A 24,834-nucleotide genomic window follows, 5' to 3' on the forward strand; every position below is an offset into this window, starting at 1 on the left:
AAAATTTGCAGGTAAATGCTATCGAATCTATCCATGAATCGATTAATAAAATAGAAACTGTTGTTAAGTCTTTGCCTGAGGAAGCGGTTCGTTGGAAACCGTCAGAAGACGAATGGTCAGTAATGCAAATTATTACACATTTAGTAGAAGCAATTCCATATTGGGCAAAAGAAATTAAAAATATTAAATTGGAACCTGAAAAGCTATGGGGCCGTGGCCTGACAGATAAAGTTCGCCTACAGACAGTTTCTGAAGAGAATATAAATAAACTATCAGTAAATGAAGTCATTCAACAGCTTTCTTCAATACCTGTCATTATAGAAAATGTATTAAAGAAATTAACAGCCGAAGATTTAGCCATAAAGGCTCCAAGTCGCAATCCTCGTTTCGACAACAAGCCGATTGAATTCATCGTAAATCACCTCATCGTAGAGCATACAGAAAAGCATTATAACCAAATCGAGCGGAATATATCTAAATTTAATGAGCGATAAAGGAGGCAAATAAAATGGCAGAAAAAAATGTTTTTTTTGAAAGTGCACTCGTTCAAGATTTTAACCGTGATATTGAACAATATCATCTTGGTCCATTGTGGAACGCGATCCCAGATTTAATGAAACATACACCTGAACCGCATGCGCAAGCATACCTTTGGAAATCTGAATTGCTTCATAAAAAGTTAATGGAAGCGACGCAAATATTTACACCAGACCGCGGGGGAGAGCGCCGGGCCATCTATTTACAAAATCCAGGACTTAATTATAGAAAACCTTGGGGATGGGCTTCGACAACCCAAACATTATATGCAGCGGTTCAATTAATACAACCTGGAGAAACCGCTCCATCACACCGGCATGTTCAAAACGCCTTGCGTTTTGTCATGGAAGGAGAAGGGGCTTACTCAATTGTTCAAGGAGAGCGTATTTTCATGGAGCGAGGAGATTTCTTAACAACTCCAAATGGACTGTGGCATGGACACGGTCACACTGGTGACAAACCGATGATTTGGATGGATTGCCTTGATATTCCGACCATTTATTATCTTGGCGGCACGTTCTTTGAGCCGTATCCAGAAAAAATTGAACAACCAAATGTTCCAGATAATTATACTACTAAGCGATATGAAGGTGGAATGGTTCGACCTATTTCGGATCGATATGCAAAGAAAGCTCCTCTTAGTTCTTATAAGTGGTCAGGAACAGAAGCGGCGCTTATTGGATTAAGTCGTTTTGAGCCAGATGCTTACGATGGCTATGCTGTTGAATATATAAACCCATCGAACGGAGAGACAGCATGTCCAACGATTGCGGCTTGGATGCAAAAATTACCAGAAGGATATAAAGGGAAAGCACATCGCCATACACATGCATCAATCTATCATGTGCATGAGGGGACAGGATATACGATTATTAATGGTGTTCGCTTTGATTGGTCTAAAGGAGACTTCTTTGTTGTACCAAACTGGGCATGGCACGAACATGTAGCATTAGAAAATAGCTATTTATTTTCAACTAACGACCTTCCGATCTTAGAAAAATTCGGATTAGAACGTAAGCAAGAGTATGAGAACAATAATGGATATCAAACGATTACAGGAGAGTTTGAACCAGCGCTACCGTAATCTTATTTAAAAAAAGTGCCCTCTAGAAAAGGATTTATCATACTAGAGGGCGCTTTCTATTTTTTGTTGATTAATAAGCCTTCAACACATGAAGTAAATAATCTTTCCGATTGAGCGGATTAAAGTCAACCCGTTTTCGAGTAGGGAAGGGAGCCAACAGTTCTGTGAAACCAGCTGGCTTTGTTGTAAAGATACCTTCACCTTCAGTAAATGAATGTAGTAGTCGCTTAAAGTTTTCAGTTTTTGATACAGGTAATGATCCAGTTAAGTGGTAAGAATCATTGTACAATATAGGCTCTGCGAAAGTTGCTGGAATGGCAACTAGTTTATACATCGCTGTACTAATTGCGTGCTCCGGAACTGTTAACTCAAATTCATTTACTGGTTCATACACACAAGTTTCGGCTTGTTTTAAAGCAGCCATTAAAACGAGCGGTGTTATATTTCTAAAGTCGCTCGCTGTTGTGACAGGGCTTGCATAACCGGTATGAGTTAATGTGACGGAAATATCAGTAACTTCCCATCCGTATAAACCTTGTTTTAATGTTTGAAATACAGTATCTTCAATCGCTTTATGAAATGCTAAAGGTAGTGATCCAAGCTCAACACCTAAGTTATACGTTATGCCAGAGTTAAGCTCACCTCGTTCAATTTTGAAGCCGATTGTTGCGTAAAATGGGTTCGCTTTTTCTCCCATCATTTCAATGGCATTTCCTATACCAACTGGTTTTTCAATACATACAACTCGCGTATTTGAAAAAGTAACTTGTAGATTGTATTTTTCATGAAGCGTTGTCTCGATAACTTCTTTCTGCACTTCACCGAAAAGGCGAATGTACAGTTCATTATGAATATTATCTTTCCACACTTTTATGAGTGGATCTTCTTCGCATAGCTCCATAAGTGCAGCGTATAAATCATGAATTCGTTCTTTTGGCATTGCTTCAATAGCTGCTTCCATTTGTGGTTCGGCCAATTGAATGTCTTTAATATGATTCGTCCGTTCTCCGATAATATCACCAATTTTAATATTGCTAAATCCCCACACTTTACCAAACTCTCCACTTTGAACAGTAGGAGTTTGAACTGCATTGCCATTATGAAAAATACACATTTTTTTAATCTTTTCTTTATGTGTAAGAGACTTACTACGCTGAATATCAACATGTTTTCTAACGTGTAAACTACCAGAAAAAACTCTTACATAAGCTATCTTTTCGCCAGAAGACTCACGTTCAATTTTAAAAACAACACCGGACAATATATCATCTTGAGACGAAATATTTGCTGGAAGCAAGACTGAAATATTTTCGAGTAATTCAGTTATCCCTATACCTGTCATTGCTGAACCGAAAAAGATAGGGTATACATTTGCTCGCTGTATTTGCTTTTCTAGTTCTTTTCTTAATAGTGCGTCCGGTACAATTTCGTTATTTACATACGATTCAAGTAATGATTCGTTATATGTTGCTAGTAGTTCAATACAATCTTCATATGATTCATATTCAATAATGCGAGCTTGTTTTGTTCCTTCGTTTTCAACTGCATAGAAGGGTAATACTTCATTTGAAAGAGTTTCTCTTATTTGTTTCACAACTTTTTCAGTATTTGCACCACTACGATCAATTTTATTAATAAATAAAACAGTCGGTATGTTTAGTTTCTGTAATGTCCGCATTAAGATTTTTGTTTGTGCTTGCACACCTTCAACGGCAGAGATAACTAAAATCGCACCGTCTAAAACGCGGAATGATCGCTCCACTTCAGCGATAAAATCAGCGTGTCCAGGTGTATCAATGACATTTACTTTTAAATCATCAAGAAAGAAAGAAACGACAGATGCTTTAATTGTAATTCCTCGTTGTCTTTCTAATTCCATTGAATCAGTATGCGTATTTCCGCTATCTACTCGGCCGATTTCTTTAATCACATTTGTTTCATAAAGAACACGCTCAGTCAAACTCGTCTTGCCAGCGTCCACGTGCGCGACAATCCCTATATTTATTGTTGTCATATATTGAAATCCTCATTTCGTTTTCCATTTTTATTTCCTCATTTCTATTTGTGAATTGCCGCATTACAATCACTCTCCAGTCATTTAAATTATTACTATTATAATGTAATTTACATTTTTTGTAACGCGACAAAGCGCCTTAATTTGGAAAAATAAGAACGAAAACAAAATGCTTGCATTTTAAATTGTTATCTATTATATTAATTGACATATCAACTATTGATACATCAAATGTTTTTGTTTTGAATGTAAAGGAGGGGTAATTTGACAAGTTCATGCTCAAAAGAAGCGATTATTTTATATAAATTACACTTCCTCAATAAAGAAGTAAGTTCGAAGTTTGAAGGGTGTACTGGTATGAGTCAGTCTAGACTAGAACTCATACTTCAGTTATATGAAGTAGATGAAATTAGTCAAAAAGCACTTCAGCAAGAAGTGAATATTGATAATGCCGCAATTACGAGGCATTTAAAACAGCTGGAAGCAAACGGAATGATTACAAGACGTAAAAATCCAGATGATAACAGAATTACTTTAGTTTCTCTAACTGAAGAGGGAAGAAATAAAATTCAAGTGTTTCAAGAGGAAAAAGAACGTTTTGCCGCTTCAGCATTTAAAGGATTAAGTGAAGAAGAACGCGATAATCTTTTAACTATGTTAGATCGCATTCAAGAAAATATAAAAGAATTATAAAAAAAGGGAGAATACAACTATGACTAACTCAGTAAAAACAAATGATTTTAACGAAATTTTAACAGGGCGTCGTTCAATTCGTAAGTACGATCCTTCAGTAAAAATTAGCAAAGAAGAAATGACAGAAATTCTTACAGAAGCAACACTTGCACCGTCTTCAGTAAACATGCAACCATGGAGATTCTTAGTTATTGAAAGTGAAGAAGCAAAAGCAACACTTGCGCCACTTGCTAAATTTAATCAATCTCAAGTAGAAACATCTTCAGCGATGATTGCTTTATTTGGTGACTTAAACAACTTTGATAACGCAGAAGAAATTTACGGTACAGCAGTTGAGCGCGGTTTAATGCCAGCTGAAGTAAAAGAAGATCAAATGAAAAGACTTTCAGGTTACTTCTCAATGGTTACACCAGAAGTAATGAAAGATACAGTACTAATTGACGGTGGTCTTGTAGCAATGCAATTTATGCTAGCAGCTCGTGCTCACGGTTATGACACTTGCCCAATTGGTGGATTTGAAAAAGACCAAATCGCAGAAGCATTCGGATTAGATAAAGAACGTTACGTACCAGTAATGTTAATTTCAATCGGGAAAGCTGCTGACAGTGGTTACCAATCAGTACGTCTTCCAATTGACAAAGTTGCTGAGTGGAAGTAATCTTATAAAGTCTTAGAAATATATGGAATGTGAGAGGGGAAACACCATGATTATTATTCACGCAATATTTCAAGTAGATCCAGCAAAACAACAATCATTTTTAGAAGAAATTCAGCCACTAATTCATGGTTCAAGAGAAGAAAGTGGAAATGTATCTTATGATTTATATAGAAATACAGAAAAAGAAAGTGTTTATACGATGGTAGAAGTATGGAAAGATGAATCCGCAGTTGCGAGCCATAATGCGAGTGAACACTTCACATCTTTCGTTAGTAAGGCATCACAGTTTTTAACTGCTCCGTTAAATGTTCAAGTGTATAATGGAGAGCTAGTACAAAAATAAGAGAAATCCTTGGGAACTTTGAACTAAATCCTAAAAAAGATGACTTTTGCTAAAGTCATCTTTTTTATATCTACGATTCGTGGTACAGCTCAAATAGAAAATAAAGTCGATGAATTCGATTTGTACTTTCATTCTTACATGCTTCCCTACAGTATTTATACTAATTTATGAGTATTTAACTAAAAAAGTCACAAATCTAGAATCAAAAACAAAAAATGAATCAATATCTTATAAATTAGATAAAAACTTAGCAAAAAAATATAAACGTTTATATGTACAAACGGCAGGTAACTGACTAGGTTAACCGCCGTTTGTGCATGACACGGAGGAGAAATCCCCGTTTTGAAAAGAGTGAAGCCGGTGGGAAGTCGGTTCTGAGGTAGTATGTGTAAAATAAAAAAGATTATTCGTAAAGGGGAATGGGGGATGGACAAACAAAAACGCATTGAAATCGTAAATTCACTTCTTAGTTACTTAGCAGATCACGAAAAAGATATCTTTCATTATGAAGATGAAAATAGAACAGCTCATTTTAAACATGTTGGTAGAAATCTATGGTTTGTTGGCCACTATTCCAATGCGTATGACAAGAAGCGATGCAGATACTTCTCAAGTGGCGGAACGGTGTGGGGGTTAATTAGAGATTTTCCGGATTGTATATTTGGTAATGATAATTCAAATGGGAGAAATGGTTATGCGGGATTGTATTGTACTCATTGGAGTCGGCCAGAAGAAGGAATGGAAAAGATGTGTAATTGTGCAAGGGAAATCAGGTATTTAAAAGCTTCATAAAATAGTTATTTGAATAGGAAAAGGGAAAAAATTAAGTTCACTCGTTCTTAAGATTTTTCCCTTTAAAATTTACTTTTTGTTCGTTGTTCTATATACGTCTGAAATTGGTAAGTCCACGCCATGTAAATCTTGAGTAATGCCTGTCTTTTTAACATTGGTGTTGTTTTGATTATGTGTCTCTTGAGATGTTTCTTGCATTTGTTCTTGAGCCTTACTAGGAGTATTCAGAGCATCTGATGATACGTGGTCAAGTTGTTGACTTAATAGATTTTTTTTATCCATGTTATGTAGCTCCTTTGTGAATTTAGATATAAAAACAATGTAATTATAAATAGTTACTTAGATATTTTGTATCTTTGAATGGAATCATATGCACAAATTATATTGAGAAATTAACTGATTATAAAAATTACATAGTGGGGTACGATTACATCGTTATCAAGCTAACAAAATTAAATACCCCCAAATCGAAAAAATAAGCTGAATTCTCTTAAATAACTAACTGTAGAGAAGTGGAATTTTTGCTTAGGGGCTACTTCAAAATCTTATCTTGATGGGCATGAGATAACGGAGACTTTTTAATTTCTAATCAAAATAATAGCCATTGTAAAAATAGGAGGCAATCTTTTTTTGAATTTACAATGGTATATTTTTGTCATTATATCTTATTAAAAAACATCTTCAAATAAGAATAATCTATGCTATAGTAATAGAGAATAACTATAAAACGAATAACTACACTGTGTGTGGTTATTTAAAAAGCTGCTATCCACATGGATGGCAGCTTTCGTCGTTTTATAGGGATTTCGATTTTGATTCTTCTTCTCAATAAAAATGAAAAAGGAGCGAATAAGAATGAACACAGAAGGAAAAACATTATCGAAAGATAACAATATTTCTAATTCAACGTGGGGACAAATGTGGCAAAAATACCATGAACTAATCCTTGCTATTCTATCTGGTATTTTCATTTTAGCCGGTTGGATGTTAACCAAAAGCGAAGTAACAACAGCTGGGATTATCTTTTATATTCTTGCATATCTCACTGGGGGTTACGTAAAAGCCAAAGAAGGTATTACAGATACGATTGAGGAAAAAGATTTAAACGTTGAAATGTTAATGCTTTTTGCTGCTATTGGTGCTGCTAGCATTGGTTACTGGGCAGAAGGTGCAGTTTTAATATTTATTTTTGCATTAAGTGGTGCAATGGAGACTTATACACTAAGTAAAAGCCAAAAAGAAATCTCAGCATTGTTAGATTTACAACCTGAAGAAGCTTTACGTATTTCGAATGGAATGGAAGAACGTATTTCCGTAGATCAATTACAAATTGACGACATTATTTTAATCAAGCCAGGTGAACGCTTGCCTGCTGACGGTATTATTCATGCTGGTGAAACAAATATTGATGAGGCAGCCATTACAGGGGAATCTATCCCAAATGGGAAAACAATAGGTGATGAAGTATTTGCTGGAACTGTGAATTTACGTGGTGCGATTGAAGTTAAAATTACGAAACGAAGCGATCAAACCTTGTTCCAAAAAATTATTCGTCTTGTACAAAGTGCTCAAAGTGAAAAATCACCATCACAGCTTTTTATTGAAAAATTTGAAGGAACCTATGTAAAAGGTGTGCTTATCGTTGTTGTTCTTATGATGTTTGTTCCACACCTTTTATTAGATTGGAGTTGGAATGAAACATTTTATAGAGCTATGATTTTACTCGTTGTTGCATCTCCTTGTGCACTCGTTGCATCGATTACGCCAGCTACATTATCTGCGATTTCTAACGGAGCACGAAATGGTATTTTGTTTAAAGGCGGAATCCATCTAGAACGCCTTGCTTCTGTAAAAGCAATTGCTTTTGATAAAACAGGCACATTAACACAAGGAAAACCCTCTGTAACGGATGTCTATGTACGTGATGGAATATCAGAGCAAGAGGTAGTGTATATTACAGCCTCTATAGAAAGTCATTCAACACACCCGCTTGCAGAAGCGATTGTTAAATATGCAAAGCACGCATATGACATTACATTGACGAAACCAGAAAAAGTAGAGGATGTAACTGGATTTGGTTTGAAAGGAGTACTTGAAAATAAAACTTATAAAATCGGAAAGGCTGATTTTATCGGCGAAGAAGCACATTTGTTTCATAATGGTATTGCTAATACGCTCGAGCAAGAAGGAAAAACAGTCGTGCACATTAGTGACGAAGATGGAATTCTTGGTTTAATTGCTTTGAAAGATACATTGCGACAAGAAACGATTGCCGCAATTCGTGATTTACAAAGCCTTGGTGTAGAAGCAATTATGATTACTGGCGACAATGAACAAACAGCAAAAGCAATTGCAACTGAAAGTAATATAAAAGAATACTATGCATCATGCTTACCAGAAACAAAAGTAGAAACAGTCAAACGACTGAAAGAAAAATATGGTACGGTCGCTATGGTTGGTGATGGGATTAACGATGCCCCTGCACTTGCTACAGCAAGTATAGGTGTTGCTATGGGAGAAGGAACAGATGTTGCTTTAGAAACAGCAGATGTTGTTCTTATGAAAAATGAACTCTCTCGACTTGCTCAAGCAATTCGTTTATCAAAGCGAATGAATCGTATTGTAAAACAAAATGTTATCTTTTCACTGACAGTAATTGCAATGCTCATTTGTTCGAATTTTTTACAATTTTTAGCTCTTCCATTTGGCGTTATCGGTCATGAGGGAAGCACAATTCTCGTTATTTTAAATGGTTTGCGATTATTAAAAGGAAGTAATTAGACGGGTTCCCACTGGGAACCCATTATTTTGTACTTGGGGGGGTAACAGAATGTCTTAAGTTGATAACGCACCAAAAACAAAAGAATGTAAATTTTTATCTTAAGGAAATGCAGTAATTACTCACAATTCATACTCTCCCATCTCCTTTAATATTTTGTAGTAGTCGTCACTTTTGTGGTGATTTTTTCTTTATTGCATAGAAATTATATAATAATGGGGAATATAGGAAAATCCCATGTGCAATGACAATAGAGATAATTAAATGGACATTTGATAGGGTCTAACCTCTAATCGAATCTAGTACTAGCCTTGAAAAAGTAATATAGGAACCAGACAGCATGGTTTTGTTCATCTGCGGCTATTCTACGAAATGTTTCTTTAATAAATGGATCGGTTGTGTCATCTGAGATTTCTAAGTAAAAATCAACCGTACGTTGCTCATCTTGTAGTGCACATTCTAATCCATCTAAATAAGTGTCTGGGCAACTTTCCGTTATTTTTGGTTGAGGTTGTTGACCGGTTAAACTGACATAAATTTGAACAAATTGTAATTATTTAAATAGTTATTCATGTGCAAACCTCCAAATGTATTTTTAAATATCCTATGTGTAATTATGAGTTAGGTGTAAATCCTACAAGGCGCTGCCGTTATCTGGGTGGCGTCTTGTTTGTTGTTAAGGAAAGATAAGGGCTGAAGGGTATGAATAGCTTAAAAGCTGTGATTTATAATACTTTCTATGCTTTACTTTCACTACTAGTGGGGTTCTTAGCTTATTGTATGGATAAGAAAGGGTTAGGTAAATGAATAAATGTCTAACTTGTAATGAATGGTGGGTGTTATGTTCCTTGCGTGTATTCCAAGGGGCATTTTTTATTTTGGGGCAAGACGACTCTATCTTCTAAATGTGTATGGCATAAGCACATGAAAAGTGACGGTGTATTTATTTTCACAGCAAAACATGCATTATTATCTTAATAATGGGGTACTATCCCAATTTGAGAATCCAGTTAATGTTTTTTAGCAGAGATAAAGGTTTTTAAAACTTTTTTAATAATAGCCTTGTAAAATGAAAAATAAACATTCAAATATTTTTTATAATGAGGCAGGAGGTCATGAATATGGCTAAAATGGGAAACAAAATGATTACGTTGTGCACAGTTGCTGTAGGAATGATATATACAGCGGGATACATTGTTACAGAATCTCCAAAAGTAGAAGGGGCACAAACTTTTCAAAATACAACGAAACCTACAGCGCAATCTAAACAGCCATCTACTACCTCTAATATGTCAATTAAAAAGGTTAAAAGTACCTATAAAGATGGAACATATTACGGTCAGGGTGCCAATCGTATAGGTTCGGTAGGAGTAGCAGTTACGATTCAAAAAGATAAAATTACATCTGTACAAATAACAGATTGTACCACATCTTATTCTCAATCTTATATTGACGATTTACCTCAACAAGTTCTAAATCGGCAAAGCTCAGGTGTAGATGTAGTTTCCGGGGCGACAAGAAGTACAGAAGATTTTAAAGAAGCAGTTCAACTGGCTTTATTGCAGGCAAAGCAGGCCAATTTTTAAAAAATAAAATATAGAAAGTGTGACAGGGAATGCTTAGCAATATAAGAAAAACATATAAACAATCTGCCCTTTATATGGGGACAATTATCCATATTACAGTAGTGACATCACACACAGAAAAATATGTAAAAGAAAAAATCAAAAAAGCATTTTTATCATTTTATTCTGTAGAAGAAGTATGCAGCCGTTTCCACCAGCAAAGCGAGCTTCGACGCCTCTCTATGCAAAGTGGTAAGGCAATTCAAGTCAGTCAAATTCTATTTCAGGTTATACACTTTGCAGTACAAGTAGCTGATTTAACGCAAGGGACATTTGATCCGACATTAGGCCACACGCTTGAAAAGTACGGATTCAATCGTCATTATTTAACAGGTGAAAAAATAGTTGCATCTACCTCAGTTTCTGCTAATTATCAAGATATAATTCTGGATGAAGAAAAACGGACTGTTTTATTAAAAAAACCACTTTTGTTAGATATAGGTGCTGTAGCAAAAGGGTTAGCGGTTGATTTAGCTGTTCAAGAACTACGAGATTTTGAGGGCTTTGTCATCGATGCTGGTGGAGATCTTTTTGCGAGTGGAACGAATGAAAAGGAAGAGCCGTGGACCATTGGTATTCAACATCCTTTCCAAAAAGAGAAAACAATTTGCAAAGTTCGACTAACCAATCAGGCAGTTTGCACTTCTGGTAGCTATGAGCGGAAAAGTTCTGTTCATTTTAATGAGCATCATCTCATACACCCACATTTAGGAACGTCTCAGTCTAATATTGTAAGTTGTACTGTTATCGCACCCTTTACAATGTTAGCAGATGCTTTTTCAACAGCTGCTTTTCTATTAGGAAAAAAAGAAGGGATTACACTACTTAAAAATGTTGATCTTGAGGGTATATGGATTACATCTTCTTTAGACATAGATATGACAGAAGGAATGGAGGAGTATTTGTATGAGCGTGGATAAAAAAGAAAACGTAATGAGCAGGACTAAGCAAAGATATATTCACACACCAAAGGGATATGTGATTGTAGACGAATTAAGAGAAAGTAGACATCAAAAGCGTGGCCGTAAACCTTTTATGACTCCGAAAAGACTAGTTTTAGTTATGCTTCTTTTTTTAATGTTAATAGCTCAGGTAAACATGCCTAATTATACTGGTTTTTTTCATGCGGGGATTGCAGCCACAACTGCAATATTCATAGACACTTTAATAGCTGTGTTAAAAAAACGAAAACTCGCATTTCCTGATGGAGCTGCTATTACAGGTCTGATAATTGCACTCGTGTTAAGTCCAATGGTTTCAATGTATATTTTAGTATTAACGACAGTAATTGCGATTGCATCAAAACATCTATTTACAGTTAAGAAAAAAACTATATTTAATCCTGCTGCTTTCGGTTTGCTTATCACGGCTACTTTGTTTTCAAGCGGACAAAGCTGGTGGGGCGGACTATCAATGTTTCCTTATTGGTGTATTGCATTTGTATGCATCGCGGGTTTTTTTGTAACAGGGAAAGTAAATAAATTCCCACAAGTTTTTTCATTTTTAGGTATTTATTTTCTTATAGTTCTAGTCATGGGGGGGATAGGAATTGAAAATGTAGGCGATATACTAAGAGTGCCTTATATAAATTCAACTTTATTTCTAGCATTCTTTATGCTTACTGATCCGCCGACTTCTTTAGGGAAATATAAAGATCAAGTTATATTTGGAGCTATTACAGCTATAGCGAGTATAGCTTCTTATATACTATTCGGAGGGTTAATTTTTCTATTAGTAGGCATATTAATTGCAAATGGATGGAAAGCATTTAAAATTTCTAGAAAGAAAAATCTTGCACGTGCATCATCTGTTTCAGTAGCTACTTAAAAAGGAAATAGAAAGGGTGCCGATAGGGAATATTTCCTATCGGCACCCTTTTTGCGTTATACAGGAAGCTTGATGGTAGTACGTGTTCCTTTATGAAGTTCACTACTTATTTTTATTTCTCCATTATGAGCGTCCACAATCCACTTCGCGATAGATAGACCTAATCCGGTTCCACCTTCAGAGCGTGTTCTACTCTTATCACTGCGATAAAAACGATCAAAAATGTGTGGGAGTTCCTCGTTTGAAATACCGATACCTGTATCTTCTACGATAAGAGTGATAAAACTCCCTCCTTTACTACATGTAACTTGAATTCGTCCATTTTCAACATTATATTTCATAGCATTATCAATCAAAATAACGAGTAGTTGGTGAATTCGTTCTTTATCACCTTTATACATCAATCTCTCATCGACATCTTTAATAATCGAAATATTTTTCAGTTCTGCAATAGGTTCGAATTGATGAACAATTGTTTTAACTAAATCTCCTAATTCAAACTCTTTTCTTTGGATAAGCAGCTGATTCGAGTCTGTTTTTGTGAGGGTCAGCAAATCGGCTACAAGTTTGTTCATTCTCTTTACTTCTTGTAGTACTTTGTATATTGTCATACTTTCTTGTTCAATTGTATATTGTGGATGCCGAAATAATAATTCCAAATGCGTCTGGATAACAGACAAAGGTGTTCGAAGTTCATGTGAAGCATCCGCTGCAAACTGAGTTTGTCTTTCCCAAGAATTCTGAATTGGCACAAGAGAGCGGTTTGCTAAAAACCAACCTATAAAGAATGAGATGATAAATCCTGTAAGGCACCCGACTATAATTAACTCGAGCAAGTTTTGCAACATAGTCATTTCAGGATCTATATTTAAGACAATCTCGATTGTACGAGCTGATTTTATCCCGATATCTTCTAAATAACTAGATGGTGGCTCAAACTTAAGGATACGATAACTATGTTTATTGATTGTTTGTGTCCAGAGATTATTGTCTTTGAATCGAGAAGGGGAGAAATCATTAATATCACTTGAGAAAATGGCGTTTTCCGGTATGCTTTTTAGGAACTGGCCATTCTCACCCCAAACTAAGTACACAATTTTCCGTTCCGATTCTCGTTTGGAGTCATGTTCTTTCACAACATGTCTCATGCCTTCTTGTTGTATTTCTTTAAATACACTGTTAAGCTTCGAGTCAACCTCTGTATAAATGCTATGATTCATATATAAATACAAAACGACACCAAATGCACATAAAATTAATGAAAAAACAATAGTATTTAATGTGACAAGTTGTATCTTCGTTTTTTTAAACATTTTGATCATTTCCTTTAAATATAAAACCAACTCCACGTACAGTATGGATAAACGGTTTATCATGAAATGTACTTAATTTTTTTCTCAAATGATGCACATATACATCTACAACCCCGAGCCCAACGTCAGAATCTAATCCCCAAATCCGGCTAAAAATCTGATCGCGAATTAAAATTTGTTCTTTATTCCTTATAAAATATTCAAGTAGTTCGTATTCCTTAATAGTTAAATTCAACTTATTTCCATTTATGTGGCCGTCACGCTCTTGCACAAGTAATTGAATTGGACCACAAGAAACCCCCTGTTCTCCAATCGTTCCTTTTTCTCGTAACAGTACACGTATTCTCGCAAGTAATTCTGGTACGGCAAACGGCTTAATCAAATAATCATCTGCCCCAACATCTAAACCTTTTACACGATCTTCTACACTATCTTTGGCAGTAAGAAGTAGAATAGGGGTTTTAATAGAAGCATCACGTACTTCTTTCACAATTTCAAAACCATTCATCTCCGGCAACATAATATCTAAAATAATAGCATCATAAATATTTTGTTTGGCCATAAATAATCCTTCATCGCCCGCTACAGCGCAATCTATTTCATAGCCTTCTTCTTGTAAAACTGTAACGATTCCTTCTAGAAGAGGCTGATCATCTTCAATTACTAAAATTTTCATTATGTTCATCCATTCTGTTAGATTTTTAATTATACACATCATATTATATAGGATTCATCTATCAATGTATAAAGGAAACCGACAGTTCACAATACAGTGGTAGGGGCCTGACGATAAAACGGAGATATTATACGTTAGGAAGACCTAAATTAAAAAATACTTAAAATATCAAGGTTCTAACATATTATACATGGCTAATATGTTAGAACCTTTTCTTTTTGGTAATAAATTTTGGTATTAAATTTGAATAGTATTTCGCTCTATTTTAATAGATATATTTAGATAGGAAGTAAAATAATTTGCTTGATGGTTATGTGGGGTACCGCCATATCGCCATCAAGCTAAAATAATTTTATATCCATATAACGAGAAAAACGTCATTCTTTTTGCACCAGAACCAGGTAGATTAATATATAATAACTCACTCAAAAAAAGAAGTGAAAAGTAAGAATTGAAAGTCTTTTCACATTTTTTTCAAATAACACACAAAAATGCCATAAATCTATCTTATTTTTATATATAGCAGTTATTTCATAAACAATGTTTCTTGAAATAGTTACTACATAGAAAGGAGATTTTAAAATGGATATGGATTCATATTATTGGGAAATGGTTAAGAAGAATATAGGGGTTTATTCTAAACAGGAACAAGAATGCCTTCGAGAGAAGAGGGTCATTATTTTTGGATTAGGGGGAGTAGGTGGATATGAAGCGATTCTGTTTTCTCGAATGGGAATAGGGCATATTACAGGTGTTGATCCCGATGAATTTGAAGTTTCTAATATTAACAGACAAATGTTAGCGCTTTCTAGTGTGTTAGGTGAACCAAAAGCAAAGGTTGCAGAACAAGTTGTAAAAGATATACACCCCTATATATCAACAAATTTTATACAAACAAGAGTAGATGAGGATAATGTAATTGAACTTATAAAAGGACACGATGTTGTAGTAGAAGCCGTCGATGATATGCCTTCAAGAGTTATTATACATAGAACAGCTAGGGAATTGGGTATACCAAGTGTCGGGATGTCAGGTAGCCCGCCCACACGAGGGTTTGTTTCTACATTTTTTCCAACCGGAATTCCTTATGAAGAAGCATTAAACATCTCAAGTGTCGGATGCAAATTAACAAATCAAGAATTAAGACAACAGATTGCTGATATAAAGAAAAGTCGAGCTTGGTATTCTGTGGAGAAAGGCGCACCGAAAGAGTGGGCACAAGATTTTTGTGATGGAAAAGCAGGGTGGATTATCACACCGATGCGTGCGCATCTATTGTCGCTATTTAGTTTTCATGAAGCAATACAAGTTTTAACTGGTCGTGAACCTCTAGCTAGAGCGCCTAAAGGCATTGTAATGGATTTAGATAGTCATATTCCGGTTCAAGTAAAAGAAGTCCCAAAGGGTGGATGGGATTATAAAACACTGTAAGGAGGAAAATAATTTGTTAACAAAAAATAATGATATGCAAAATATATATGAAGAAAGTTTTACGAGAAATATTGGTGTCATCTCTGTAGAGGAGCAGGAGAAATTAAAAAATTCTCGAGTTACTGTAGTTGGGGCAGGAGGCGTAGGAGGAATTACACTCATCCAATTGGCACGAATGGGTGTGGGTTCTTTGCATGTTATTGATCAAGATATATTTGAAACAAGTAATATCAATCGACAAATGCTAAGTTCCATCAGTAAATTAGGACAGCAAAAAGCAGCGGTGGCTTTAGAAGTTTTGCAAGACATTAACCCATCATTACAAATAGAAATAACAAAAGAGTTTGTTACAGAGGACAATGCATTGGGACTTCTAACAAATACAGATGTCATTATAGATGCGACTGATAATTTAGTAGCAAGAGTAATCATCCATCGTACAGCTCAGACCTTAGGAATTCCTTCAATTTGGATTGCGGTTACGCCTCCATTTAGAGGTGGCGTCATGTCTTTTACTCCTGACTCTACACCCTATGAAATTGCGTTAGGATATCCGTCTTATCAACAAGAGCTAACAACAGAAATCCAAGATGAAATTCATAAATTAAAAGATGGGCGTGCTCTTCATTCTGTCACGTACGGCGCGGATGAGAACTGGGCGAATAGTTATGTACAAAAAAATCGGCCATGGGCGGTACTCTCTCCTGTTGCGAATATAGTAGGCATTCTAGCAAGCTTTGAAGCATTTAAATTTATGATAAATCGAGAAGAACTAAAACCTATAATAAGTCCAAATTTAATTCAAATTAACCTTGCAAATCAGAATATGGTACAAGTTTTTGTACCGGAAAATGGTAGTTGGGATTATACAACACTATAGATGAGGTAAAAGAATATGTTTCCTTTTTTGTTACTCGGAATTATTGTGGCACTCGCCCTGCTAATAAAGGATTATGCCCTAGCTGGTGCGGCTTGTTTATTAGGAGTTGTACTTGCTGTTGGACAAAAAACTTTATTACATCTTATTCAACAATATTCTTTTCAAATTGGTATTTTCTTTCTGATGTTATTCCTTTTAGTACCAATTACATCTGGGAAAATTACAAGTGAAAATGTAATAAAATTAATTACCTCTCCTATTGGATTAGGATCCATTCTAGCAGGTTTTACTGTGTCATACATAGGAGGAAAAGGTGTAGGAGTTCTACCTATGAATCCTACGATATTGCTAGGTGTTTTAATAGGTACTCTTATTGCCGTATTATTTACAAAAGGGTTACCAGCCGGATTAATTATTGCGGCAGGGATAATAGCTATTATTTCTATGAAATGAAAGGGATATTCTAAATGAAGATAAAATGGGCACATATTAGTTTAGTAGGGATTTTTTTGATAATACTTATGTCTAGTTGTTCTAATATCAAAGAAACTTCTCAAAATGATCAAACTTCTAAAGTGGTAAAACAAGAATTAGAAATTCAGCAAGGAGAAGAAAAATTATTTTTACTTCATAAAAACTTAAATAATAAAAAACAGTATACATCTGATGAAATTATCTTATTTTTAGAACCATTTAGTGTACCTACAGCTCAAGCATTTGATGTACCGAAACTTTCATGGATGGATGAGTATGCCGCAAAAGGATATGATACTTGGGCTATGGATTTCAGAGGGTTTGGTCGTTCTTCTCGCCCTAAAGAAATGTCAGATTCTCCTTCCCAAAACCGTCCGGTTATTCATTTGAATGATGCAACTAAGGATCTAGAAACAATTGTAAATTGGATTAAAAAGAAGAGAAACGTAAAAAAAATTCATATTGTTGGATGGTCGTATGGAGGCGTTGTGGCTGGAAATTATGCGATCTCCCATCCACAAGATATTAATAAAATGGTGTTATACGGATATATGCATGGATTCACGCTTCCTATGATGACAAAACCTCTTGAAAATCCATTACAACCTAATCAATTTAATCCTGAAGCATCAGCCTATCAAATGGTGGACTTTGATAAAGGAATGCATCATTGGCATATGATGATGGGAAATAAAAAAATTGTTACAAATGAAGCAATGGATGCCGTAAAACAAGTTTTTATTGATTCAGATCCTATGAGTAAGAAAAATAATCAAATGATTCGTCGACCAGTTGGTCCACTTGAAGATTTATTTTATATTTGGAAAAATCAGCCTCTATATGATGTATCTAAAATTACTGTCCCAGTACTTGCTATTTATGGTGAAGATGACATATTTGCAGACCGAAATATGATGTCAAAATTAACAAGTACAAAACAAAAAAAAGAGGTAGTAATCCCTGATGCAACACACTGGGCTCTTTATGAAAAGAATCGTAATACCCTATTTGAACAGACATTAAACTTTATAGAAGCGAAAGAAGGCAAACAGGAATGAAAAAGGGTTTAACAATATTAGATGCTACCTTACGTGAAGGAGAACAACAATGTGGTATTCGTTTCTCCAAGGAAGACAAAATTAAACTACTTCACATGTTAGAGGATTTTGGAGTAAGTCTTATTGAAGTTGGACACCCTGGCATCTCTGAAGAAGAAGAAGAGATTTGCCGAGAAGTTGCAGCATCTGCAAAGCATGCCGAAATACTTATGCATGCTCGAGCTACAAATGAAGAAGTTCATGCGGCTTATCGGGCTGGTGCCAATTGGATAGGAATATGGGCGTCTATTAATTCAATTTCTTTACAAACAAAGTATAGTAATCGCTCAAAAGATTACGTCATCGATCAAGTGAAACAAGCAATTGAAGAAGCAAAATCTTTAGGTATGAAAATCCGTTTTACTATTGAGGATGCTTCACGAACTGAATGGGAAGATATCGCCTACATTGGAAAGGTTGCAAATCTAGCTGGAGCAGACCGAATTAGTTTAGCAGACACTGTAGGAATTTGGGAACCAAGTCAGTGTGCGGAAATCGTGAAGAAATCTGTTGAGACATTCCATTGTGAGATTGAAGTTCATCTTCATAATGATTTAGGATTAGCCCTAGCAAATGCTCTTGCTGCAATCGATTCAGGGGCATCTGTCATTGATACCACATTGTGCGGAATAGGTGAACGTGCAGGGATTGTTGACCTGCTAAACTTATCCGTTTTATTATCTCAAAAGCGTAATCTTCCGTACTTTAAACTACAGATGATTCCTGAATTAACTCAATCACTTCAATTAGCTACTGATTGTAAAGTAGATCATTGGAGACCAATTATTGGGAAAAATATATTTACACATACCGCACCCTATCATATGAAAGCTGTTCAGCAGAATTACTCAGCATACGAGGGCATTCAGCCAGAAATGATAGGAAGAGTAAGGAACATACAACAAAAACGCATAGAGAGAAAAGGGCCTAGGCTTTCAAAGTCTTTGCGAGTTAGTAAACCATTTGTAAAGGGGGCATCTGAGCTTTTATATCATCGAGATGGTCCAGGAAAACGTTGGGTACAGATGGATTATAGAACTGATGAACGAGCATCATTTTATGTGATACAGCGTGTATTTTACGATGCACAGATGGATGAGAACTTAGAAGGACATGTAGATATTCACGCACATCATTGTGATAGTGCCTTTATTTTCTGGGGGAATAGAATAGATGGTACAGGTCTCATATGTGAAGTGGAAATTGAAGGGGAATTGCAAATAATTGAAAGTCCAGCATCTGTTTTTATTCCATCGGGGTTAAAACATAGGTACAAATACCTTTCAGGGACAGGAACATATACAAACATCGTACTAGCACCTAATTATAATTCTAGTTTGCTAGAGAAAAATTTATGGGAAATGCGTGTGCATTGATTGAAGATAGCAAAAGTTAGTGCGTATATAAATTAAAAAAGTATAGAACGCCCATTTTTATACTTTTTTCTATAAGGGATCAACATACATGTCCATCTCCATAATTCTATGGTTTTACACCATTCATTAAGCAAAATAGACGTTATTCTTTCTGTAGAAGTATAGGAAAGGATGGCGTTTTTTGTATGGTCGTAAAATGGATGTTATTTTAAGAAAGACGCGATGTTTTGAACAGAGTTGAGACGTTTCTAAAAAAGCCACATAAGACAATAAAAAAATAGCATATACTATATTTGGATTCTAGATTCTACAACATTTCAGCTTTGAGATAAGTTTTCATCACATTATCGAGGTTTAGGTGGAAGTAGCCATACGGCAGGAGTCAAAATTCAATTGTCGTATACAAGAAAGAAAGTTTGCTATTGAAATTGCAGATGAAATAATTGAAAACCTTGAATTTAGAAGGTAGTTCACTGAACTCAACTATAATCCTACATAAGGATGTGGATTTCCAGCAGTACTACACCTCAAAACTGCCGCGCAAGACGTTCTACTACAATCACATAGAATAGCATTCCAAATCATAAAATGTTATAATTTGGAATGAATTATTATTTTAATTCTCAGAAATTATATCAAGAGTAATATAATCTATCTTATGCTGTAAACTGGTGTAGTCTACAGTATAAGGTCTGCTCCGCAAGCTATTATAGTCAACAGTCATGGGTACATTAAAAAAAATTATCAACAATATTTCAAAGGTAATCATAGGAAAAGATGAATCGATTGAACTAGCAGCTATAGCTCTTATAGCAAGAGGACATATTTTATTAGAAGACGTCCCCGGTACTGGAAAAACAACATTAGCAAAAAGTTTAGCGAAAAGCGTGGATGCTAAGTTTCAAAGAATTCAATTCACAGCTGATACTTTGCCAGGTGATGTTATTGGTCTCGAATATTTTGATGTGAAAGAATCAGAATTTAAAACGAGGTTAGGACCTATTTTTGCAAATATAGTATTAGTTGATGAAATTAATCGAGCTGTACCAAGAACGCAATCTTCGTTACTTGAGGTTATGGAAGAACGTACCGTTACGATTGCGAAGCATACATATTCGTTGCCAAATCCTTTTTTAGTTATAGCAACACAAAACCCTCTTGAATCAGCTGGCACATTTCCTCTACCAGACGCCCAATTAGACCGATTTTTACTCACTATACGTCAAGGTTATCCAACAAGAGAAGCAGAAAAGGAAATGATGAGACGATTTCAAACGAATGATCCTCTAGAAGCACTACATTCTATTATTTCAACTGAAGAAATTATTGATATACAGAAAAGAGCAAGAGAAGTGTTAGTAGGAAATGATGTGCAAGATTATCTTCTTGAAATCATTGAAGCAACGCGTAAGCATGAGTTAATTGAAATAGGTGTAAGCCCACGAGGTACATTGGCATTTATGAGAGCGATTCAAGCACGAGCAATATTAAATGAAAGAGATTACTGTACACCAGATGATATAAAGCTACTAGCAACATCAGTTTGTGCTCATCGATTAACTTTGACGATAGAAGGCGAGATGAAAACGAAAAAAGAACAAATAATAAAAGAAATTCTTCATACGATTGATGTGCCAGTGGAGAATATACGATGAATCAACAGCTCGTGTATACATCATTAGCGGAACCTTTCGTTATAGGGGGTATATCAGTTGTAGCCGTTATTTTATGTATATTTTCAAGTAATCTACTAATCCTATCGCTCGTGTTTTTATACTTAATATTAATAGGGGCTACCCATAGTTACATACGTAAAGTATCTCACGTTCAATGGAAATACAATCAAGGGAATTCGAACGTTTTTATAGGTGAAACGAATACGTGCAAAATAAAAATTTCAAACAACTCGATATTTCCTATTTTTAATATTGTATTTCGATTTAAATGTGAAAATAAGTTAACTTGGAATCATGATGAACTAAACAAAAATCATAGTACAGGTTCAAATTATTATTTGAATTTCAATATAAAAGGAGGAGAGACAGTTTCATTTGATTTACAAGCTGTAGCGTTAAAAAGAGGTATCGCGAAATGGGAAGAAGTTGAAATCGTTATTACTGATTTTTTTGGATTCATAGCAAACTACATAACATATAGTCAAGTTGATACGCCGTCATATTTAGTCTTACCAGCTGTTCCGAAAATACAAGTCCCTGAATTACAAGAATGGTCACGTGGATTTCGAAAAGCAATGTCGTCTCCGCTATATGATGAAACGAAAGTAATGGGAGTGAAATCATATGAAAATGAAGATTTTCGCTCCATTCATTGGAGTGCAACAGCAAAAACAGGGACGATAACTGCAAAAAAATACGAACGGACACAATCTGATAAATATGCGATTTATCTCAATTTACAAAATAAAAGTGGCGTTTCTTTGCGAAATGATACAGAAGAACTAATTGAATTAACAGCAGGTATATGCAAACAACTACTCATGCAAGATTGTTCATTTGAATTATGGATTAACAGTGTGAAAGATAACGGATTGTTACATATAAAGAACGGCGATAATCGGAAACATTTGCAAAATGTATTAAAGGTACTTGCCTCAATATCGGACCAAGATACTCCTGTATCGTCTTCTTATTTTTACACAGCTGGCTTTCGTCGTAAGGAATTGGATGCAGTTCCCTTAATACTCGGTACCTCTCCAAAAAGGATTAGCCGAACAAACAGATGGATTGTAATTAAAGAATAAGAAGGGGCTTATGTCATGTTTAATAAAAAGCGCCATATGAAAGTGAAGTTTTGGGGTGTAAGAGCCTTAATAATACTGTTCTTTGCGTTTAGTTCGATAACGTTATCACAAGGTGTTGTGCATTTACAAGACATAGTAAAAGAGCGTTTTTTTAGTGAGACTAAACCGGAAAAAATTTATAACGATACTAGTAAAGACGAACAGTTTGATGATTCTGCAAGATTTAAGGATGATGAAGAAAAAGGAGATACAGGTATAAGAACGAAAACGAATAGAAAGTTTCCAGTTTTTGAACGGGAAAGTTCATGGGGGGACGTATTTTCTGCGCTCTCAAATTCATGGATTACTATAGCTTTTTATGTGACTATCACAGTGGTGATTATATATTTCCTCTACAAATCTATTAGGAAAAGGTTGACGAAAACAGAAATAGAGCAGGAGAAACAATCGGTAAAAAAAGAGAATACGGTAAGAACCGTAAAGAATGAAAAAGTCATTCATCAGTCAGAGCAATCACTGCCTACAGATCTAATACGGAAAAGGTTAATTGAATGGGAGAGGACTTTACCATTTCACGAACAGCGAAGGTCCTATGAAACGATGCAACAATGGTTAAAACGAATATGTCGAACGAGAGATATTATTCCGATATATGAGTCTGTTCGGTATGGTGAAAAGACGTATACGGAGTTAGAGGTAGAAAAAATAATACGTTGGATAGAGGGGGATGGGAAATTGGATTAAGTTAAGATGTATAAAAAAATACTAAACGTATTAAAGATTCATTTCATGAAGCACATGTTGTCCAAGTTCATATTGAATGGCTTCAAGTTATTCTTGTGTATAGTCTTGACCATCGATTACAACATTAATATTTAAAAGTTTCACAGAATAGTTATTTGAAATAAAATTACATAGCTGGATATGACTACATCGCTATCCAGCTAACTAAATTAATACCCCTACAACAAAAACGCTATTCTTTTTCATTGCGGATATTGTATTTCTTTAACCGACGGATCAGTGAAGTTTGGGTAATTCCAAGAAATTTTGCAGTTTTACGTGTAGTCGTATTTTCCTTAATTGCCTGTTCAATAATTGTTTTTTCCATATTTTCGATAATCTCGCTTAAATTGTTGCCTTTTTTCAGAGATTCTAAAGCTTCTTCTTTCATACTTACTGAAAGAAAGCGCTCTGGTAAATCATGAATCGAGATTTCTTCCTTTTTAGCCATAATAACGAGCTGCTCAACAGTGTTTTCCAACTCGCGTATATTTCCGGGCCACTGATAACGTTGTAAAACACCTATCGTTTGCTTCGAGAAGGTACGTGTCTGGTTGAATATCTGGTTATACTTTTGCAAATAGAAATGGATTAGCGGAAAAATATCTTCATGTCGCTCGCGTAGTGGCGGAATGTTTACTGGTAAAACATGAAGGCGATAATATAGATCGGCCCGGAATTTTCCTTCTTTCACCATTTCCTCGATTTTGCGGTTTGTTGCTGCAATAATGCGAATATCAGCCTTTACTAACTGTGAACCGCCAATAGGCATATAGGTTTTGTCTTGCAGTAATTGAAGGAGCTTGGGCTGCAGATGTAGCGGAAGTTCACTAATTTCATCCAAAAAAAGCGTCCCTTTTTCGGCTGTTTTGACGAGCCCTGTTTTCCCTTTTGAATTTGCACCTGTAAAGGCTCCCTTGTAGTAGCCAAACAATTCAGATTCGAGCAGTGAATCGGGAATTGCTGCACAATTTAAGTGGACAAAGGGTTGACTGTTTCGTTCGCTTAACTCATGAATACGCTTCGCAACTACGTTTTTTCCAACACCTGTTTCTCCGTTAATAAGCACAGTTGAATCAACACTTGCCACTCTTTCCATGATTTCAGCAAGCAAATTATGTACTTTACTATGTCCGATAAAGGACTGTTCCTCCTTTATTAAAATATACCGTGTATTCATTTTTTTTATTTCTAGTAAATACCGCTTCAATACGGGGGCTAATTCTTCCCATTCTAGTTTAGAAACATTATCCATCCAATTGCTTATATCATGACCATGTGCTACAAAATAAATGGGGTTTTCCTGCTCATCCAAAATAATGTCTCCTGTTACTGTCATCTTATTACCACCAGTAATTTCTTGCACAGTGGTTACAGTACTTCCATTTTGTAAAGCCATTTCGATTACGGATGGAGTGAACGCACCCTCTTTTTTCAGAACGAAAATATTCCTGCCAATCAAATCTTCCTTGCTTTTGTTAAAAAGCTTACAACATGCTTCGTTTACCCACATAATCGTTCCATTTTTGTCAACAATATTCATCCCACTTTCAAGACTATCGAGAATTTTTAAGAGATATTTGGTTTCAATTTGGACAGGAATGTCGGACATGGCTTGAACCCTCCTATGAATGCATCTATTTTGAACCGCAAGTGGTTCAAAATAGATGGAAATTAGTGAAAAGAATGAA

Annotated in this window: 23 protein-coding genes and 1 pseudogene; 18 read left to right on the forward strand and 6 right to left on the reverse strand. The window is 35.4% G+C overall.

Annotated features, from left to right (window positions below; genetic code table 11):
* The first annotated feature begins 5 nt into the window (after nt 1–5).
* Together VK90_RS20080 and VK90_RS20085 are read left to right on the forward strand one after the other, a co-directional pair.
* The gene (locus VK90_RS20080) at nt 6–494 is read left to right on the forward strand and encodes a DinB family protein (RefSeq protein ID WP_231595914.1); all 489 of its coding nucleotides are present in this window, start codon (nt 6–8) and stop codon (nt 492–494) included.
* Between the two features lie 14 nt (nt 495–508).
* Nucleotides 509–1,621 carry a cupin domain-containing protein gene (locus VK90_RS20085; RefSeq protein ID WP_048374723.1) on the forward strand — a complete coding sequence of 371 codons (1,113 nt, stop codon included), beginning with the start codon at nt 509–511 and terminating at the stop codon, nt 1,619–1,621.
* 70 nt (nt 1,622–1,691) lie between these two features.
* On the opposite strand, the gene tet is transcribed toward VK90_RS20085, so the two are convergent.
* Nucleotides 1,692–3,635 carry a tetracycline resistance ribosomal protection protein gene (tet, locus tag VK90_RS20090; RefSeq protein ID WP_048374724.1) on the reverse strand — a complete coding sequence of 648 codons (1,944 nt, stop codon included), beginning with the start codon at nt 3,633–3,635 and terminating at the stop codon, nt 1,692–1,694.
* Nucleotides 3,636–3,899: 264 nt separating this feature from the next.
* On the opposite strand from tet, the gene VK90_RS20095 reads away from it, so the two are divergent.
* The 4 genes from VK90_RS20095 (at nt 3,900) to VK90_RS20110 (ending at nt 6,121) form a co-directional block, all read left to right on the forward strand.
* The gene (locus VK90_RS20095) at nt 3,900–4,328 is read left to right on the forward strand and encodes a MarR family winged helix-turn-helix transcriptional regulator (protein ID WP_002172515.1); all 429 of its coding nucleotides are present in this window, start codon (nt 3,900–3,902) and stop codon (nt 4,326–4,328) included.
* Between the two features lie 19 nt (nt 4,329–4,347).
* Nucleotides 4,348–4,986 carry a nitroreductase family protein gene (locus VK90_RS20100; protein WP_048374725.1) on the forward strand — a complete coding sequence of 213 codons (639 nt, stop codon included), beginning with the start codon at nt 4,348–4,350 and terminating at the stop codon, nt 4,984–4,986.
* A 46-nt stretch (nt 4,987–5,032) separates the two neighbouring features.
* A complete protein-coding gene (locus VK90_RS20105) occupies nt 5,033–5,329 on the forward strand; it encodes a putative quinol monooxygenase (RefSeq protein ID WP_025147872.1) in 297 nt (98 codons plus the stop codon).
* A 426-nt stretch (nt 5,330–5,755) separates the two neighbouring features.
* Nucleotides 5,756–6,121, forward strand: coding sequence for a hypothetical protein (locus tag VK90_RS20110; RefSeq protein WP_048374728.1), 366 nt, complete (start codon nt 5,756–5,758; stop codon nt 6,119–6,121).
* Between the two features lie 69 nt (nt 6,122–6,190).
* Here the strand turns inward: VK90_RS20110 and VK90_RS20115 are convergent, their stop codons facing one another.
* A complete protein-coding gene (locus VK90_RS20115; RefSeq protein ID WP_048374729.1) occupies nt 6,191–6,403 on the reverse strand; it encodes a hypothetical protein in 213 nt (70 codons plus the stop codon).
* Nucleotides 6,404–6,976: 573 nt separating this feature from the next.
* Here VK90_RS20115 and VK90_RS20120 point away from each other — a divergent pair.
* Nucleotides 6,977–8,902, forward strand: coding sequence for a heavy metal translocating P-type ATPase (locus tag VK90_RS20120; RefSeq protein ID WP_048374731.1), 1,926 nt, complete (start codon nt 6,977–6,979; stop codon nt 8,900–8,902).
* A gap of 287 nt (nt 8,903–9,189) precedes the next feature.
* Here VK90_RS20120 and VK90_RS27710 read toward each other — a convergent pair.
* Nucleotides 9,190–9,447 (reverse strand): annotated as a pseudogene (locus VK90_RS27710) (ferritin-like domain-containing protein); the annotation flags it as partial.
* A gap of 574 nt (nt 9,448–10,021) precedes the next feature.
* Between VK90_RS27710 and VK90_RS20125 the strand changes: the two are divergent.
* The 3 genes from VK90_RS20125 to VK90_RS20135 are packed head-to-tail and all read left to right on the forward strand — an operon-like array spanning nt 10,022 to nt 12,352.
* On the forward strand, nt 10,022–10,486 hold the full coding sequence (locus VK90_RS20125; protein WP_048374733.1) for an FMN-binding protein: 465 nt from the start codon (nt 10,022–10,024) through the stop codon (nt 10,484–10,486).
* Nucleotides 10,487–10,515: 29 nt separating this feature from the next.
* The gene (locus VK90_RS20130; protein ID WP_048374735.1) at nt 10,516–11,445 is read left to right on the forward strand and encodes an FAD:protein FMN transferase; all 930 of its coding nucleotides are present in this window, start codon (nt 10,516–10,518) and stop codon (nt 11,443–11,445) included.
* Nucleotides 11,432–12,352, forward strand: coding sequence for an RnfABCDGE type electron transport complex subunit D (locus tag VK90_RS20135; RefSeq protein ID WP_053081444.1), 921 nt, complete (start codon nt 11,432–11,434; stop codon nt 12,350–12,352). Before VK90_RS20130 ends, VK90_RS20135 begins: the two co-directional genes overlap by 14 nt.
* 56 nt (nt 12,353–12,408) lie before the next feature.
* On the opposite strand, the gene VK90_RS20140 is transcribed toward VK90_RS20135, so the two are convergent.
* Both VK90_RS20140 and VK90_RS20145 read right to left on the reverse strand, forming a co-directional pair.
* Nucleotides 12,409–13,665 (reverse strand): sensor histidine kinase, encoded by a 1,257-nt coding sequence (locus tag VK90_RS20140; protein WP_048374737.1) that lies wholly within the window; start codon nt 13,663–13,665, stop codon nt 12,409–12,411.
* Nucleotides 13,658–14,341, reverse strand: a complete 684-nt coding sequence (locus VK90_RS20145) for a response regulator transcription factor (RefSeq protein ID WP_048374739.1) — start codon at nt 14,339–14,341, stop codon at nt 13,658–13,660. The genes VK90_RS20140 and VK90_RS20145 overlap by 8 nt, the downstream gene beginning before the upstream one ends.
* Before the next feature lie 582 nt (nt 14,342–14,923).
* Here VK90_RS20145 and VK90_RS20150 point away from each other — a divergent pair.
* From VK90_RS20150 to VK90_RS29945, 8 genes are all read left to right on the forward strand, one after another.
* Entirely contained in the window at nt 14,924–15,772 is an 849-nt protein-coding gene (locus VK90_RS20150) for a HesA/MoeB/ThiF family protein (protein ID WP_002172503.1), read from the forward strand.
* A gap of 13 nt (nt 15,773–15,785) precedes the next feature.
* Complete coding sequence (locus tag VK90_RS20155) at nt 15,786–16,652, forward strand: HesA/MoeB/ThiF family protein (RefSeq protein WP_053081445.1); 867 nt, start codon at nt 15,786–15,788, stop codon at nt 16,650–16,652.
* Nucleotides 16,653–16,667: 15 nt separating this feature from the next.
* The gene (locus tag VK90_RS20160; RefSeq protein ID WP_048374740.1) at nt 16,668–17,105 is read left to right on the forward strand and encodes a DUF441 family protein; all 438 of its coding nucleotides are present in this window, start codon (nt 16,668–16,670) and stop codon (nt 17,103–17,105) included.
* 14 nt (nt 17,106–17,119) lie between these two features.
* Complete coding sequence (locus tag VK90_RS20165) at nt 17,120–18,184, forward strand: alpha/beta hydrolase (protein ID WP_048374742.1); 1,065 nt, start codon at nt 17,120–17,122, stop codon at nt 18,182–18,184.
* Nucleotides 18,181–19,599, forward strand: a complete 1,419-nt coding sequence (locus tag VK90_RS20170; protein WP_048374744.1) for a homocitrate synthase/isopropylmalate synthase family protein — start codon at nt 18,181–18,183, stop codon at nt 19,597–19,599. The genes VK90_RS20165 and VK90_RS20170 overlap by 4 nt, the downstream gene beginning before the upstream one ends.
* Nucleotides 19,600–20,321: 722 nt before the next feature.
* On the forward strand, nt 20,322–21,254 hold the full coding sequence (locus tag VK90_RS20175) for an AAA family ATPase (RefSeq protein ID WP_048374746.1): 933 nt from the start codon (nt 20,322–20,324) through the stop codon (nt 21,252–21,254).
* Complete coding sequence (locus VK90_RS20180; protein WP_048374748.1) at nt 21,251–22,360, forward strand: DUF58 domain-containing protein; 1,110 nt, start codon at nt 21,251–21,253, stop codon at nt 22,358–22,360. The genes VK90_RS20175 and VK90_RS20180 overlap by 4 nt, the downstream gene beginning before the upstream one ends.
* Nucleotides 22,361–22,375: 15 nt before the next feature.
* Nucleotides 22,376–23,104, forward strand: a complete 729-nt coding sequence (locus VK90_RS29945; RefSeq protein WP_048374750.1) for a hypothetical protein — start codon at nt 22,376–22,378, stop codon at nt 23,102–23,104.
* Nucleotides 23,105–23,336: 232 nt separating this feature from the next.
* Here VK90_RS29945 and VK90_RS20190 read toward each other — a convergent pair whose 3' ends face one another.
* Nucleotides 23,337–24,755, reverse strand: coding sequence for a sigma-54 interaction domain-containing protein (locus VK90_RS20190; protein WP_048374751.1), 1,419 nt, complete (start codon nt 24,753–24,755; stop codon nt 23,337–23,339).
* Nucleotides 24,756–24,834: the final 79 nt, after the last annotated feature.

This window comes from Bacillus sp. LK2 (genome assembly GCF_001043575.1).
Lineage (GTDB): Bacteria > Bacillota > Bacilli > Bacillales > Bacillaceae_G > Bacillus_A > Bacillus_A paramycoides.